The organism is Caballeronia sp. HLA56, from assembly GCF_054655155.1.
In genome coordinates, this window is sequence record NZ_BAAHOB010000001.1 from 112,149 (window position 1) to 127,137 (window position 14,989).

General features: G+C 60.2%; 16 protein-coding genes and 1 pseudogene. 8 read left to right on the forward strand and 9 right to left on the reverse strand.

Annotation, left to right across the window (positions count from 1 at the left end):
* The first annotated feature begins 335 nt into the window (after nt 1-335).
* Both ACYQ47_RS00515 and ACYQ47_RS00520 read left to right on the forward strand, forming a co-directional pair.
* Complete coding sequence (locus ACYQ47_RS00515; RefSeq protein WP_459904184.1) at nt 336-677, forward strand: hypothetical protein; 342 nt, start codon at nt 336-338, stop codon at nt 675-677.
* A 125-nt stretch (nt 678-802) separates the two neighbouring features.
* Nucleotides 803-1,198 carry a hypothetical protein gene (locus tag ACYQ47_RS00520; protein ID WP_459904185.1) on the forward strand — a complete coding sequence of 132 codons (396 nt, stop codon included), beginning with the start codon at nt 803-805 and terminating at the stop codon, nt 1,196-1,198.
* 112 nt (nt 1,199-1,310) lie between these two features.
* On the opposite strand, the gene ACYQ47_RS00525 is transcribed toward ACYQ47_RS00520, so the two are convergent.
* The 3 genes from ACYQ47_RS00525 to ACYQ47_RS00535 form a co-directional block, all read right to left on the reverse strand.
* Nucleotides 1,311-1,877, reverse strand: coding sequence for a lytic transglycosylase domain-containing protein (locus ACYQ47_RS00525; protein ID WP_459904186.1), 567 nt, complete (start codon nt 1,875-1,877; stop codon nt 1,311-1,313).
* A gap of 117 nt (nt 1,878-1,994) precedes the next feature.
* A complete protein-coding gene (locus ACYQ47_RS00530; protein ID WP_459904187.1) occupies nt 1,995-3,431 on the reverse strand; it encodes a DHA2 family efflux MFS transporter permease subunit in 1,437 nt (478 codons plus the stop codon).
* Between the two features lie 83 nt (nt 3,432-3,514).
* Complete coding sequence (locus ACYQ47_RS00535; RefSeq protein WP_459904806.1) at nt 3,515-4,066, reverse strand: phosphonate degradation HD-domain oxygenase; 552 nt, start codon at nt 4,064-4,066, stop codon at nt 3,515-3,517.
* 134 nt (nt 4,067-4,200) lie between these two features.
* On the opposite strand from ACYQ47_RS00535, the pseudogene ACYQ47_RS00540 reads away from it, so the two are divergent.
* Nucleotides 4,201-4,745, forward strand: a pseudogene (locus tag ACYQ47_RS00540) (DnaJ domain-containing protein).
* Nucleotides 4,746-4,757: 12 nt separating this feature from the next.
* On the opposite strand, the gene ACYQ47_RS00545 reads toward ACYQ47_RS00540, so the two are convergent.
* The 3 genes from ACYQ47_RS00545 to ACYQ47_RS00555 all read right to left on the reverse strand — a co-directional run bounded on the left by ACYQ47_RS00545 (nt 4,758) and on the right by ACYQ47_RS00555 (nt 6,026).
* On the reverse strand, nt 4,758-5,006 hold the full coding sequence (locus ACYQ47_RS00545; RefSeq protein WP_250527041.1) for a hypothetical protein: 249 nt from the start codon (nt 5,004-5,006) through the stop codon (nt 4,758-4,760).
* 329 nt (nt 5,007-5,335) lie between these two features.
* Nucleotides 5,336-5,710 (reverse strand): VOC family protein, encoded by a 375-nt coding sequence (locus ACYQ47_RS00550; protein ID WP_250510430.1) that lies wholly within the window; start codon nt 5,708-5,710, stop codon nt 5,336-5,338.
* 1 nt (nt 5,711) lies between these two features.
* Nucleotides 5,712-6,026, reverse strand: a complete 315-nt coding sequence (locus tag ACYQ47_RS00555) for a hypothetical protein (protein ID WP_250467559.1) — start codon at nt 6,024-6,026, stop codon at nt 5,712-5,714.
* Nucleotides 6,027-6,184: 158 nt separating this feature from the next.
* Here ACYQ47_RS00555 and ACYQ47_RS00560 point away from each other — a divergent pair, with 158 nt between their 5' ends.
* The 4 genes from ACYQ47_RS00560 to ACYQ47_RS00575 all read left to right on the forward strand — a co-directional run bounded on the left by ACYQ47_RS00560 (nt 6,185) and on the right by ACYQ47_RS00575 (nt 9,592).
* On the forward strand, nt 6,185-6,730 hold the full coding sequence (locus tag ACYQ47_RS00560) for a DUF3280 domain-containing protein (protein WP_244828841.1): 546 nt from the start codon (nt 6,185-6,187) through the stop codon (nt 6,728-6,730).
* Between the two features lie 168 nt (nt 6,731-6,898).
* Nucleotides 6,899-7,963, forward strand: a complete 1,065-nt coding sequence (locus tag ACYQ47_RS00565) for a beta-propeller fold lactonase family protein (protein WP_244828840.1) — start codon at nt 6,899-6,901, stop codon at nt 7,961-7,963.
* A 133-nt stretch (nt 7,964-8,096) separates the two neighbouring features.
* The gene (locus ACYQ47_RS00570) at nt 8,097-8,504 is read left to right on the forward strand and encodes a hypothetical protein (RefSeq protein WP_244828839.1); all 408 of its coding nucleotides are present in this window, start codon (nt 8,097-8,099) and stop codon (nt 8,502-8,504) included.
* 104 nt (nt 8,505-8,608) lie between these two features.
* Nucleotides 8,609-9,592 (forward strand): glycosyltransferase family 2 protein, encoded by a 984-nt coding sequence (locus ACYQ47_RS00575; protein ID WP_244828838.1) that lies wholly within the window; start codon nt 8,609-8,611, stop codon nt 9,590-9,592.
* Between the two features lie 9 nt (nt 9,593-9,601).
* Here ACYQ47_RS00575 and ACYQ47_RS00580 read toward each other — a convergent pair whose 3' ends face one another.
* On the reverse strand, nt 9,602-11,956 hold the full coding sequence (locus tag ACYQ47_RS00580; protein WP_459904188.1) for a TonB-dependent receptor: 2,355 nt from the start codon (nt 11,954-11,956) through the stop codon (nt 9,602-9,604).
* A gap of 164 nt (nt 11,957-12,120) precedes the next feature.
* Here ACYQ47_RS00580 and ACYQ47_RS00585 point away from each other — a divergent pair, with 164 nt between their 5' ends.
* The gene (locus ACYQ47_RS00585) at nt 12,121-13,158 is read left to right on the forward strand and encodes a sensor histidine kinase (protein ID WP_459904189.1); all 1,038 of its coding nucleotides are present in this window, start codon (nt 12,121-12,123) and stop codon (nt 13,156-13,158) included.
* Here ACYQ47_RS00585 and ACYQ47_RS00590 read toward each other — a convergent pair.
* The gene (locus ACYQ47_RS00590) at nt 13,086-13,787 is read right to left on the reverse strand and encodes a response regulator (protein ID WP_250467555.1); all 702 of its coding nucleotides are present in this window, start codon (nt 13,785-13,787) and stop codon (nt 13,086-13,088) included. The genes ACYQ47_RS00585 and ACYQ47_RS00590 overlap by 73 nt on opposite strands.
* The gene (pqqE, locus tag ACYQ47_RS00595; protein ID WP_250467554.1) at nt 13,784-14,983 is read right to left on the reverse strand and encodes a pyrroloquinoline quinone biosynthesis protein PqqE; all 1,200 of its coding nucleotides are present in this window, start codon (nt 14,981-14,983) and stop codon (nt 13,784-13,786) included. The genes ACYQ47_RS00590 and pqqE overlap by 4 nt, the downstream gene beginning before the upstream one ends.
* Between the last annotated feature and the right edge of the window lie 6 nt (nt 14,984-14,989).

Below are 14,989 nucleotides of genomic sequence, written 5' to 3' on the forward strand. Positions count from 1 at the left end.
TTTCGTCGCGATGCAGATGAAACGCCGCGCTTCAGTGGCGCGTTGACGTCCGTCTGGTGACAAAGGGTAACGAGTCGCGAGCAAATGAAACGGCGCGTTATAACGCCGAGCGTCGTGGAAAGTTTCTACCGATTCGCGACGCCAAGTGTTACGGCCAAACACACATGTCGGCATTTATAACAGCGCCGTGGAAATACTTCGACATCCGAACGAATACCTGCCGCAGGACTAACTTGTAAGCGTTGAAATGTACCGTTACCAACTGCATCAGTTATTTCTTCATCGCCTGCTTAAGATGACTCTACGAACCCGGCTCACGGGAATTGGAGAGTCTCATGAAACGCGCAGCACTTGTCTTGTTGATGATCGGAAGTCTGTCGGTGGCAGGACAGGCGTCGGCCCACGGGCGCGGCGGCGGCTACGGCGGCCACGGTGGTGGCGGCAATGGCGGCGCGATTGTCGGCGCGTTGATCGGCGGCGCGGTGCTGGGTGCCATCGTGAGCTCGGTGGCGAATGCGCAGCCTGTCTACGCACAGCCGGCTTATGCGCAACCGGCTTATGCGCAACCGGCTTATGCGCAGCCCGTGTACGCGCAACCTGCCGTTCCTCCTGGCTATTGCTACGACGGCTATCGCCGCGCCTACGTGCCGTGCGCGCCTGCTGGCTACGGATATTGATTGCACGACCATCGCCGCCACGCGGCACGACGTTTGCGCTAAAAAGTCCACGTGCGTTGCAGCGTCTCTGCGGCCTGGACGGACGATGAATGGACACGTGAAACGCAAACTTTTGGAGACTTGCTATGAGCGCGACTAAGAAGCTAGTGATCTCGGCACTGGTGTTGGGTCTTTCGGGCGGTGTCTACGCGCAGGCCGGAGGCGGAGGCGGCGCAGGTGGTGGTGCGGGCGGCGGCGCAGGCGGTGGCGGCGGCGCGGGCATGGGGTCGGCAGGTGCGGGCGGCAATGGCGCCGCGGGCGCTGGCGCCGGCATGGGCGCGTCGGGCAAGGGTGGTGGCGTCGGCATGAGCGGCGCGACAGGTACGGGTGTCGGTGGCTCGTCGGATGGCACGAGCGGGACCGGTACAGGCGCGAAGAGTGGCATGAACAACGGGGTAAACAACAACATGAACCCGGGAACCATGCAGCGCAGCACGCCGGACAGTACCGGCAACGCTAACGGTGCACAAAAGAGCTACTGATGTCGTGGTACGTGTACGCTAGCGCGCATGCAGGTGCGATCGCCGGGGCAGGTTGCGGCATCCGCTATGCAGCGGCGCGCGAAGAACGAAAGATTGAATCGGGAATAACGTTTTACTGCTCGGTCACGGACGCTGCACTTGCCGCCGCTGCCGGCTCGAATGTCTTGACGCGCAAACTGACCTTCTCGGCATAAGCGCGTGAACCGCCGTAGCTCTTCAGCGCGGCGTCGATATCGCCCTGTGCGGACTTCAGATAGCCGTGCAGGATAGCCGAACCGACTTCGATATTGGTTTCCGGCTCTGTCAAATCCACATCGCGAACCAACTTCTTGTGAGCGGAAGGCACGACCTGCATGAGACCGGTTGCGTCGTTCGGGCCGTGGGCCGTTTCCTTGAAGCGCGATTCTATGGAAATGATCGCAAGCAACAATGCCGGCGGAAGCGAGTATTTCGATGAAGATGCCATTACCGCCGATGCGATGGTCTGCGCCTTCTCGCGTGCGACGCCGAACTTGCGAACGATCAATTCCGAAATCTTGTGACTGATTTGCTCTGTTTTTACGTCGTTGCCCGAGGGCGCCTGCGTGTCGTTTTGGCCGCCGGGCTGCACGGCTTCTTGCGCGCTTGCAGCTTGTGCGAGGCTGATCAGTAGAAGGATTGAGAGAATATTTCGACGCATCGGACTGGGTAATCTTGAGGAAACCGCATTATAGCTTCATAAAAAAGTCTTGCGGATCATGGGCTTGTCTTAAATATGATGAATATTTTTGCAATTCGGTATTGCTTACCCGGTAAATCAGGTGCGCTCTGCGCGCTTCGCCGTGGGCGCTGAGATGCCAGCGCCGGCTTCATCGGAGAGACGTGCGAACATTGGAAGAGATATCAGGACGACTGCCGCCGTCGCCAAAAAGGCGCTCGCTAGTTGCCAGCGTTCGGTCTGAACGCTGCCGGAAATCAGCATCGTGGCTTGAATCGTCCCGGCCGCGACGGTTACACCAAGCGCCTTCATCAACTGCTGGGCGGTGCCCTGAAACGAAGTCGCGGCGGCGAGGCGCGGCTTCGGAACATCGGCGAAAGCGAGCGCGCCCATCGTCGCGAAACTGAGCGAGCGGCCTAATCCGCCGACGAGGAGCAGCACGAAAATGGCGGCTGCGGGCCACGCCTGCGACATCGTCGAGCACACGACCAGAACCAGCGCAAAGATCACGCTGCCTGCGCACAGAACCGCGCGCACGGAGAATCGCCGGAGTGCGAGCGCGGTCATCGGACGCATGCAAAAAGAGCCGAGCGCGCTTGCAAAAGTCACCAGTCCGCTAGCGGACGCGCTGTAACCGAAGCCGGTCTGTAAGGTGAGCGGCACGAGAAAAGGCAGCGCACCGGCGCCTGCGCGGAAGAGGCTGCCCGCGACCGTGGCCGCGTGAAATGTCGGAATGGCGAGCAGCGAGAAGTCGATGGCAGGATTCTCCACGCGCCGGCAGTGAACGACGGTTGCCCAGAACAGTAGAAGGCCGACCGCGACGCATGCCCAGGGCAGCCCTTCGGGCATCACGCCGCGTCCCGCGCTTTCGATTCCGATCATGAACAGACTCAGCGATGTCCCTGAAAGCAGCATGCCGCGCAAATCCGGCGGTGTGCGGCTTTCAGGCGGCGAGGGCGGCAAGAGCTTCCACGTGAGGACGAGACCGATCGCGCCCACTGGCACGTTGACCCAGAAGATGCTGCGCCAGGAGAGCGCATCGGTGAGAAAGCCGCCGAGCGGCGGCCCAAGCAAGGGACCGACAAGCGCGGGCATGGTGAGCCACGTGGTCGCTTGCAGCAGCTCTTCGCGCTTCACGCCGCGAAAGAGGATCAGGCGGCCGACGGGCACCATCATCGCGCCACCCAGACCTTGCACGATGCGCGCGCCGATGAGTTGCGGAAGATTTGCCGCCGCCGCGCAAGCGATCGACGCGAGCGTGAACGTGGCGATTGCCCACATGAAAACGCGCCGCGCGCCGAAGCGGTCGGCCACCCAGCCGCTCGCCGGAATGAAGACCGTGAGCGCAACTAGATAAGCGGTAATGGCGCTGCTCAGATGGACGGGATCGATATGCAGGTCGCGCGCCATCGTGGGAATGGCGGTCGCGACGATGGTGCCGTCCATGTTCTGCATGAAGAGCGCCGAGGCCACGACGGCAGCGGTGATGCGAAAGTTGCCGTCGTTCACGATGCAGTGTGTGCTCGCACGCTGCATGGGCGCTGCAAGGCATTTCGAGTGGATGACGAGTGCATGCCCGCCAGTCTACGCGAAGCCCGCGGAGGCGCGCGGGTCGCCTCTCAATTCCGCAGTGCGATGTCTTCGGCGTATTCCAGATAGTGAGCAAGCGGCGGCGTGCCACGTGCGGCGTCCTTCGCTTCGTCATCCCAGCGGCGCAACGCCAAGGCATCTTCGGCGAACGGGCGCGCCAGAAAATCGCGCGCTTCGTCGGCATCGAATACGCCGCCTTGCAGCTGCAAACTGCGCACCGAATCGGGCGAAAGAAGCGCGTGATATGAGGCATCGATCGCGCAGAGGCAGCGCTTGGCATCCACGTGAAGGCGGATCGGTTCGAGCACGGCATCCGCGAACAGCGGGCGTAAGAACGGCAGCGCGTAATACTGGTGGAGATCGTCGATACCGCGTGTAGTCGGCGTATCGCCCTGCAAGTTCAACAGATGCCCGAGGTCGTGCAGCAATGCCGCGACGATCAACTCGCGGTGCGCGCCCGCCTGCTCCGCGAGATACGCTGTCTGCAGCGCGTGTTCGAGTTGCGTGACGGGCTCGCCGCTATAGGCAAGCGCCCCGTAGGTGTCGAAGAGATGCCGGATGTCGTTGAAGGAGAGCGCCATCTTCCAGTGCAGTGCGAGGAGAAACGGTGATTGTCGCGAGTCTTCATGACGTGCCGATGGCATCGCGCACCTGCATAAAACCGCTGTTTTTCGCGTGTTACGATGCCCTTCGATCCGTCAATCATTCAATGCAGATGGCAACGTTATACGAAACGCTTGGAGTAGGCGAGCACGCCACCGAGGAAGAGATCAAGCGCGCTTATCGCAAGGCCGCGATGCGCTCGCATCCGGATCGCAACGCGGGCAACGAAGACGCCGCGCGCGCGACGTTTCAAGAGATCAAGGAAGCCTACGCCATACTTTCCGATCCCGCGCAACGCGAAGTCTACGATCGCATTTTCGCGGAGGAAGTCGCGCGTCTACATAAGGCGCAAACGGAGCGCGAAGCGAAGGAGCGTGAAGTACGCGAGGCGCGCTATGCGGAATATGTATCGCTCGCCATGCGGTTCGCGTCGCAAGGCATAACCGCGATGTCGTCTTCGGCGCGCTGCTTGGACAGCAATGCGATGAAGTGCAAGCGCGGCAAATCGCGGATAGCGCGATAGCGCTGCATGATTCGCGACAGACGGCTGACGCCGAGCCAGCCGAAGAACCCGTCGTTGAAAAGAAACTGGCGGGTCCCACGATCAATCCGCTTGGTTCCATGTGGTTCCAGTTTCTCAACAACCTGAAGCTTTAAATCGATGCCGTGCTACGCGGCCAGTCTTTCGCCACGCATGTTACGGTGACGCGGCGCGGGCGGATACACACACCAGTGGCCGTCGTCGTGACGGAAGAAAAACAGCGCGCGCGATGCAGCGCCCTGCAGCGTTTCCACACAAACGAAGCGGCGCCGGTCTGTGCGCGTGCGGCTGAATTGCCTGACATGGACCGGCGTGCTTCCGGGCGCCAGCCATTTTTCGACCTGATAGCGAAGGGATTGCTCTTTCGTGCATTTCATTCCGAGTCTCCAACACGCGGCATTCATGTTCGGGCTAACGGCCAGATGCGCTCAAGGCTTTACGCCCCGCCACTGAAATAACTATGCCGCAATGCATCACGTACCTGACAAAGCACTTTAACTCTACGCCTGAAAACCAGGCGCCTGCTCCAAGTTTGCGAAATAGCAACACGCTCACTTTGAACTGGCGGAGTACGGCTTCGAGTCGATTGAATGGTCATTCAACGCGATGGACGGGTATGTACGTGAACGGTCATATCAATGATCCGATGCGTGCGCTATCCGTCATTTGTGTAAGAGCCAGTTCCGTGCCGCGGCGCGGCATTTTTTTAGAGCGGCCGTGCGAAACTCAGTTCGTGGCCGTCGGGATCGGTCAGATGGAAGTAGCGCTCGTTCCAGGGCGCATCGCGCGGCGCGAAGTGCGGTTTCGTTCCGCAGGCAAGCGCACGGCGATAAAAAGCATCCACGTCGGAGACATGAATGATGAAGCGGCCCCACCATTGAACGGGACCATGTGTTTCGGTCGTGATGTTGAGAAAGGACGCACCTAGCGCAAAAGAAGTGAATGCCTCGTTCGCGCCGCCATGCACGATACGAAAACCGAGCGCTTCGTAAAAGGCGACGGCACGGGGCATATCGTGCGTGGCGAGCGTAACGGCGCTGAGACTTTCAATGCGCGGGTCGTCTTGATTCGAATCGGTCATGTCATCCAGTGTGATGATGATGCGACACGAGCGGCAGCACGTTCAAATCCGGATGCGTACCATCGACGATACTTCGGCCGACATGCCGCGCGTCGTCGGCTGCGTCGTCGGGAGTCTTGAACGCGTCGTCGCCATCGGAATGAAAATGCACGGCGTCGCCAGGCGTATCCGCATGCGCGCCGGGTCTGCATACATAGGCAATATAAAGGTAGCTGTTAGACGCGGATTCAGGCGCTGCCTTGATTTGCGGCAGTGCATGAATCTCGAAGCCTTCGTATTCGAAAACGTGACACTTCGGCGTGGGGTCGTCGGGCATGATCGCCTCCTTTCCATCTTCGCGCGGGCTATTCAACGTTACTCCTGTTGGCGCGATGAATCCATGTTTAAGCGCGTTGAAACGAACGATACGCTTGCTCCGCAGCGCGTTGGACGTTATGTTGAGCCACGGGCCTTTCGCCCGACGAGACTTCAACCATGACCGTCATCCGTCGCGTAGTGCGTGCGCTGTTTCTCGTGGTTATCGCAAGCTTAGGCTTTGCTACAGGCAACGCCGGTGCGCAGAACGAGAAGCCGTCGCTTGCACTCATCGACTGCACGCTTATCGACGATAACGCCGCGTATAACGATGCCGACATCAACCGCATCCAGAGCCAGCGCCTCGCGATGATCGGCACCGCGCTGCGCGACGACATGCGTGAGCGTGGCCTGTTCCGCATTGCCGATAACGCGCCCGCCAAGGATCTCATCGCGTCGCTTCAAGGGGCGCAAGACATGAGCGCCTGCAACGGCTGCGAACTGCGCGTAGCGCGCCAACTTGGCGTGGAGCGCGTGGGCATTTGCTGGGTGCAGAAGATCAGTAATCTGATCCTCAACATGAACCTTCGTGTGGAAGATGCCAAGAGCGGCGCCACGCTCTTTCAGCGTTCCGTCGATATACGCGGCAACACGGATCTCTCGTGGCAGCGTGGCGCCAAGGCGCTCGTCGTCCTGCTCGCCGACGATCCTTCGATGAAGCCCTGACGCGGCGATTGAACCCACGGAAACGAATTCGGGAGTTTCTCCCGCCTTCCGGCGTTGCCAGAGCGGCGCATGTTGGGCTAAGTTCCATTCGGGCACGCCCGTTCGACGCGGTCGCGGTGCCTGTCAAAACAAATTCGATTCGAACACGAATCAAAGCCGGAGACGACCATGCAAGCCAGATACAGGGCGGCGCGCTTTGCCTGCGCGTCGGTACTCGCGCCGACGCTCGCGCTTGCCGCAAGCTCCACGCACGCGGCCACGCCCACCGCCTACGTGACGACCGAGTCCGCCGGTGTCGGCGTCATCGATCTGGGCGATCTCTCGCTCAAGCAAACTTTCGATGTGGGCAAAGACGGTCCGCGCGGCCTGAGTCTCAACAAGGAAGGAACACGCCTTTACGTCGCGAACAAGGAGACAGCGGACCTTTCGGAGATCGATACATCGACGGGTAAGGTCGTGCGGCGCGTGAAGATCGGCAAGAATCCGGAGTTCGTGCGCGTGCGTGGCGGCTTCGCTTACGTGACCTACGAGCCGGGCGAATCCGGCGGTCCTCCGAAGCCCGGTCAACCCGAAAAGGACGATGACGATCCCAATGCGCCGCCCGCCGAGATCGCCATCGTCGATCTCAAGACGCTTAAGGTTCTGCGCTCAGTCAAGAGCGGGCACGAAACGGAAGGCGTGGAATTCTCGGCCGATGGCAAGTCCATTCTCGTGACCAATGAAGGTGACGACACGGTGTCGGTGTATCGCGTGGGCAGCGGCAAGTTCGTGCGCACGGTCACGTTGCCGAAGGGTTCGCGCCCACGCGGCATCAAGGTATCGCCGGATGGCAAGCAGTATGTCGTGACGCTCGAGAACACAAACAAATTCACCGTGCTCGATGCGGCCGATCTAAAGATCGTCAAGACCGTCGACACGAAGACGGGCCCGTATGGCGTATCGTTCGATCCTTCGGGCAAGCGTCTTCTCGTTGCCGCTTCGCGCGACAAGACCTTGCAAGTCTTCGATGGCAAAAGCTTCGAGCACTTAAGCGATGTACCGATTGGTCAACGTTGCTGGCACTTCAGCTTCACGCCCGATGGCTCGAAGATTCTCTTTGCATGTGGACGGTCCAACGCCGTGTATGTGCTCGATGCATCGAACTATCAGACGGTCAAGCAGATCGGTGATCTACCGCTCGCATGGGGCATCGTGACGTATCCGCCGAGCGCGGGATCGATCGAAGGGCGTTGAGCTTGATGCATGAAACGTGATGGCCGCCATGCGCGGCCATTTCGGTTTGTGCCTTGCATCGTTTCGTAAAGGAATCCGCGCCGCTCAAGAGAGCGCTGGTAGTATCGGGACAGGCTCGACGGCGAGGTGCACCATGTTCACATTGGCCGAGGCTTTCCAGGAGCTCCTGGATTCGCCCTCACGTAAGCGTCTGTTGATCGCAGCTCAAGGCGGCACTGCCAATTGTCATTGGCTACCCGCATACGTCGGCAAGCATGGCGAGTTTCGTTGCGACCCGCGCGCTGCTAACATCGAAATAGACGACGATGCCGCCGAAGCAATCCGCCTCTTCTCCGCTGGTTCGCTTTCTTCATGCGCGCTCGTCGTGCATCTGGGTGAGCTTGGCGTCGGCGCACTCGTCATGGGTCCCGAATCGCCAAGCGACGCCATGCGCATGCTCGAACAACTCAAGGCCAACGCGCTTGGCCGCTTTGTCGAAAACTATCTGGCGGAATTGCAGCAGCGCAGGCCAGCTAAGGTTTATCCCTTCAAGCCGCGTTGAAAAATAATTCGGATGGCTGATAAAACCATCTTTGACAATTCGAAGCAAGAAGGCGCGGATAATGTCGAGCCGAACCCGACCGCGGAAAAGCCGCTGCGCTCAACATGCCAAAGATATCCGTCGTCATCCCGACTTACAACGCAGAGCGCTTCATCGTCGAAACGCTGCAATCGTTGCTGAATCAGGACGCCGATTTCGAAGTCCTGATTCTCGATGACGCGAGCCATGACGACACGCTTGCACGCGTGCGCAGCCTGAACGACGCGCGCATTCGCATCTTTTCCCTCGAGCATAATCAGGGGCGCGCGAGCAACGCAAACCGTGGCTTTAATCTATGCCGTGGCGAATACATTGCGCGCATCGATCACGATGACATTGCCGAGCCGGGCAGACTTCGCAAGCAAGCGGAATATCTCGATGCGCATCCGCATGTCACCGTGCTCGGCACGCAAATCCGCCACTTCGGTGAAGATTCCACCGTCAGCAATTTTCCGCTCGAAGACGGCGAGATAAAGGCGCGTTTCATGATCGGCGCGGCTTACCTCGCCAATCCGAGCGTGATGTTCCGGCGCGCGTTCATCCAGCGCTTCGAGATTCGCTACGATCCGAATCTGCACATTGTGGATGATCTCGGCTTCTGGTTCGACTGCATGCTGCATGGCGCGCGCTTCGCCAACCTTGCAGAGCCTTTGACGGCATACCGGATTCATCGAGAGATGACGTCGTTGAATCTCGATGTCGTAAAGCTCTACGAAGCCAAGAAGCGCCTTTTCATGCGTATCTTTCCCACGTTCTTTCCGCGTCTCACCGGACATGACGTGCAACGCCTGTGTACGTTGCACGATTGGCCACTCAAGCCGGAAGCCGAACTCGATACATTGATCGACGCGTATCGCGCGGGCGGCGTCGCCCTTTCGCAGATCGACACGCGCTATGGTGTAAGCGCACTCGAACTCGAGTATCGAATGGTCGATATGCTCGATCGCAAATGGCGGGCGTCAGCACAGACCTATCCTCGTAGCGAAGAGGACAAGTTCCGCTGTCACCGCGCGATTGCGGAAGCAATGAGTCAACTCAAGCATGCTTGAGCGGCATACTCACTTCCACGCATAGCGCATCCCCACCCACACGCCACGCGGCGCGCCAACACCCAGAAATTGCTCGTTGGTGGTATCCGCGCCGTTGAACGTGTGATTCGGTCCGTTGAAGAAGTTCTCGCCAAGAATGGCGAAGTTCGCGTAGCGCTTGTTCAACAGATTCTTTACGGTCGCATAGACCTGCAACTGCTTGGTCACGTTGTAGGTCGTATCGAGATCGATCAGAAAGTAGCCGGCAATGCTGCCATTCGTGTCCTGATTGTTCTCGTCGCCGCGCGCGAAGATGCTGCTGCGATACGTGAGGTTGCTGCCGATATTCCATTGCGGCAGCGCGTTGTAGTCGAGTCGCACCTTGACCGTATTCGCCGGAATGCCCGGAATGCGATCGCCGGAGTGAACGGCGATATTGCCGCCGTCATCCGCGCTCGAATTGCTGGCGCTGCTCTCGGTCCATGTCGAACGATAAGTCGCGTTCACGTAGCTATAGCTCGCGGCCATGCCGACCGGTCCCCATTGCGTGCGGCCCGCGAGTTCGAAGCCTTGCCTGCGCGTCTTGCCCACGTTCTGAAAGTAGCCGAGCGTGCTTGCCGCGCCCTGGCTACTGACGAACTGGATATCGTCGGAAAGGGTCGTGCTGTAGGCCGCCGCGCTCCATGTCGTCGCGTTACCAAGGCGTCCACGCGCGCCCACTTCGAAGGTGCGCGAAATCACCGGCTTGAGGTCGGGGTCGGCGATGAAATCGTTCGGCAGCGAGCACGGTGCGGCCGGGTCGGCGCAAGCGAGTTCGATAGCCGTCGGCGAACGCATGCCTTCGTTATACGTGGCGTAGGCGGTGAAGGAGCGCGTCGGATTCCAGTTGAAACCGATAGCCGGATTGAAGCGCGAGAACGTGTGATTGCCATCGAGTAATGGCTGCACGCCGCTCTCGTCACCGATCACCGCCTTCGACCAGTTATAGCGCCCGGCGAGCGTCATGGACCATTGCTGCGTGAAAGAGAAGGTGTTCTCGAAGTAGATGCCCCAGTTCTGATTGCGCGTCTTGGCGTCCGTCTGCGGAACGAACGGACCCATGCCGATGGTCGCGCGGCTATCCGTGAACTCGGCATCCTGCGACGATTGCGAAAAATGCGAGTTGGCGAAGTCGCCCGCCGCACCGATCACCAACTGGTTGTCCTTGCCGAAGAGCTTGTTGAGCAAGGTGAGTTGCAGGCTTGCGCCATAGCTGTCCGTGACGATCACCGACTGGTCGTTGGTGGCCTGCGTGAGATCGATATCGTCGTCATCGTCGCCCTCCACGGTGCCGAAGTCGTCGTTGACGTTGCTGCTCACGTTCTTGTTGCGATAGTGACGGTAGTACAGATTGCCGCTCAACTGGATGTTCGGCGTGATGTAACGATCCGCCGACAGCGTGACATAGCCGACCTGATTCTCGTTGGTATCTGGGAACGTATAGGCTTGCTTGAAGTTGTTGAGGAACGAGCGCGGGATCGTCTGCGAGCCGTTTAGCGTGTTGTCCGCACCGCCCATCGAAAGGGAGATCGTCGTATCGGCGTCGGTGTAGCGCAGCTTGCCGAAGGCCTGGCGCAAGCGGCTCGAATTCTGCGCCGCCCAGCCGTTATCGTTCGTGATGTTGGCCGTGAAGTAGTAGTCGAGATGATCGCCGATCAACCCGCCTTGTTCGAACTGCGCCACCTTGCGGCCGAACGAACCGAAGCTCACATCCACCGCGCCGCCAGGGTTGTCCCGGCCGTTCTTCGTCGTCACCGCGATTGCGCCACCCAGCGTGTTCAAGCCGAACGTCGGATTCGAGCCGGGAATGATCTGCATCGTGCTGATGGCGGCCTGCGGAATCAGGTCCCAGTTCACGACATCGCCGAACGGCTCGTTGATGCGTACGCCATCCAGAAACACCGAAAGGCCCTGCGGCGTGCCGAGCAGCGGCGAAGCTGTGAAGCCGCGATAGAGAATGTCCGTCTGCGATGGGTTGCCTTGCGCGTCGTTGATATCGACGCTGCCGACGTTCTTCTGCAAATAATCAGTGATGTTCTGGGAATGCTGCGCGTCGATCTGGCTGCCCTTGATGGTCTGCACGTTCGCGGGCACCTTTTCGAGCGGCGTGCCGACGCCGATGAGCGGTGTCGTGCCCACCACGACTACCGTGGGCAAGTCGGTATTCGGCGGCGGACTCGCTTCGACGACCGGTGCCACAACGGCGGGAGGCACCTCTGGAGCGCTTGCCGCCTGCGCCCATGCGCCGACAGTGATGCTGGCAAACGCACCGCCGAACACGAGCCGCAATCCGGCTCGGGGTTTGAACCGATGCGCTGACTTGCGCTCGCGCGGCATGCTTCTCATCGTCGTCTCCTCTTGTTATTGCAATGTCGGCTTGAGGTAAGTTCCTTTCATTGAAAGCGTCGCATAAGAACACGCGCGCGCACCGGGAGCTTTTCCCGATTCAGCAGGGAAGCGTTCCCAATCGCACAAACGGTGTCGGGCCCGAGGATGAAGCCGTGCGTAGAATGCATTCCGTGATACCAAACGAATCTCTTCCCTCGCTCTCCGAACGCCCGCCCGCGCGTTCCATGCGCTCGACCGTATGGAGCGATCTCGCCTGCGTCGTTCTTATCACGGTGCTGGCCGGCATGCTGTTCGCGGCCTTCGACTTCAACGAGTTCACCTACCGATGGACGCGCAGCGCCGAGCGTTTCCAGCTTGATGAATTGCCTGCCACGCTCGTCGTGCTCGCAATCGGCTTCGCGTGGTTCGCGTGGCGGCGCTACCGTCAGGCGCAGCGTGAAGTTCGGCGGCGCCGGGCGCTGGAGGAAGAGGCGGAGCATCTGCTCGCGGAAAACCGCAAGCTCGCGAGTCAGGCCATTGCCGCGCAGGAAACCGAGCGCCGGCATCTCGCGCGCGAACTGCATGACGAACTGGGGCAGTACCTCAACGCCATTTCGCTCGATGCAGGGCGTATCCGCGATTTATCGCTCGAACGCGAGCCTGAAGTGCATCGTCTTTCGCTTGCGCTCATGCAAAGCGCGACGCATGTGTACCGCGAAATCGGCGGAATGATCCGCAAGCTGCGTCCGATCGGTCTCGATGAATTCGGCTTGCCGACCGCACTCGAACATTGCGTGGACGGCTGGCGCGAGCGCTTGCCCGATGCGGTGTTTACGCTAGCCGTCGATGGCGACTTCGACAATCTCAACGATGCGCTCAACATCACGCTCTACCGTCTCGTGCAGGAAGGCCTGACCAACGTGTCGAAATTCGCGCGCGATTCACGCGTCGAGATTTATCTGGCGCGTGCGCCGGCAGGCGAGATCGTGGTGACGATGACCGACAATGGACCGGGCGTCGATCTCGCGAAGCCGCGCATGGGGTTGGGTCTCATCGGCATGCGCGAACGCGTGGAAGCGCTCGGCGGCGAATTTCATATCGCCAGTCAACCCGGTGCGGGCTTCCTGTTTTGCGCGCGCGTTCCGGCTCAGGCGGGACTGCCGTTGCCTAGCGAACTGAACGAAGGAGCGAACGGCGCGTCGGTGAAATCGGCGAAATGAAGGCCTAGCCGGTTTGCTATTTGCGCGAGTTGCACGCCGTTATCGGCGCCGAATTTCTGCCGGATCACGGATTGATGGTTCGCCACTGTCTTCTGACTCAAGCCGAGTTTTTCCGCGATACTCGGCAATGTATAGCCTTGGACCAAGAGCCGCAGCACCTCGAATTCGCGTGCCGAAAGCTGACGTCCGGGCGGTCCTTCCTGAATGGTTGCGCGCAACGCCAGCGCCTGTGATATGTCAGGGCTTAGGTAACACACGCGCCGCGCGACGGAGCGTACCGCTTCGACCAGGACATCGGGTGCGCTCGCTTTCGTGACGTAGCCACGCGCGCCCGCATCGAGCGCGCGGCGCACGAAGATGGCTTCCTCGTGCACGCTGAAGATCAGGACATGCGCATGTGGCTCGCGCGCGAGCATGCGGCGCATGGCTTCTATTCCACTCGCGCCGGGCAGCGCGAGGTCCATCACCACGACATCCGGCTGCAAGGCGCAGAATTTCTGATACGCCTCCGCCGCGTTGCCCGCCTCGCCCGCGACGCTCACGTCGGGACTCAATTCGAGCAAGCGCTTGTAGCCTTCGCGCACTACGGCATGATCGTCCACCAGCAGCACGGCGATGTCGGCAGTCATGGTTGTCTCTCTCCGTTCTTGTTCGAATTGTTCTCGCGCGATTCGGCGGCAATGCGCCGCGAATTCGCATCGTTGCGAAACATGATCGGTTTTTCTTCCGGCTCCTGACGCATCGTGGCGGCCCGCACCACTTCGATCACGCGCTCGTGATGCGGGGACTTGTCGCAGACCGGGTCCGCGTTCGCGGGATCTTGCGTCAGCAGATACGCCTGACAGCGGCAGCCGCCGAGATCGATCGCTTTCTCGTCGCAACTGCGGCAGGGTTCTTTCATCCAGCCGAAGCCGCGAAATCGATTGAACGCATCGCTCTCGTACCAGATGTCCTTGAGCGGCGTCTCCGTGACGTTGGGGAACGTAAGGCCAGGCAACGAGCGCGCGGTATGACAAGGCAAGGCGGCGCCATCGGGCGCAATGCCGAGAAACACCGAGCCCCAGCCGTTCATGCAGCGCTTCGGACGACGCTCGTAGTAATCGGGCACGACGAAGTAGATCTTGCACCGGTCGCCAATCTCTTTGCGATAACGCTCGACCACCGCTTCCGCTTCCTGCAGTTGCTCGGCCGTCGGCATGAGCTGCGCGCGGTTCGCGTGCGCCCAGCCGTAATACTGCGTGTTCGCGAGTTCGAGATACTCCGCGCCCATGTCGAGCGCCATGTCGATAATGCGTCCGATATGCGGAAGGTTATAGCGATGCAGCACGCAATTGAGCACCATCGGAAAGTCATGCGCCTTGATCATGCCGGCCACGCGCTTCTTGAGATCGAACGTCTTCGTGCTGGAAAGGAAGTCGTTGAGTTCCTGCGACGAGTCCTGAAACGAGAGTTGAATGTGATCGAGCCCCGCGTCCTTGAGCGCGGTGAGACGCTTGTCGGTGAGACCGATGCCCGACGTGATGAGGTTCGTATAAAAGCCGAGCTTGCGCGCTTCGCCGACCAGTGTTTCGAGGTCGTCGCGCAAGAGCGGCTCGCCGCCGGAAAAGCCCAGTTGCGCCGCACCCAGCGCACGCGCCTGACGCAACACGTCGAGCCATTGATCGGTGTTGAGTTCGCGCGTGTGATCCGCATAGTTCACCGGGTTGTAGCAGAAGACGCAATGCAACGGGCATCGATACGTCAGTTCCGCAAGCAACCACAACGGCGGCGGAATGACCGCTGCTTCGGGGTCCGGCTTGGCAATCGGTTCGGACAAGTCAGTCATGCTTCA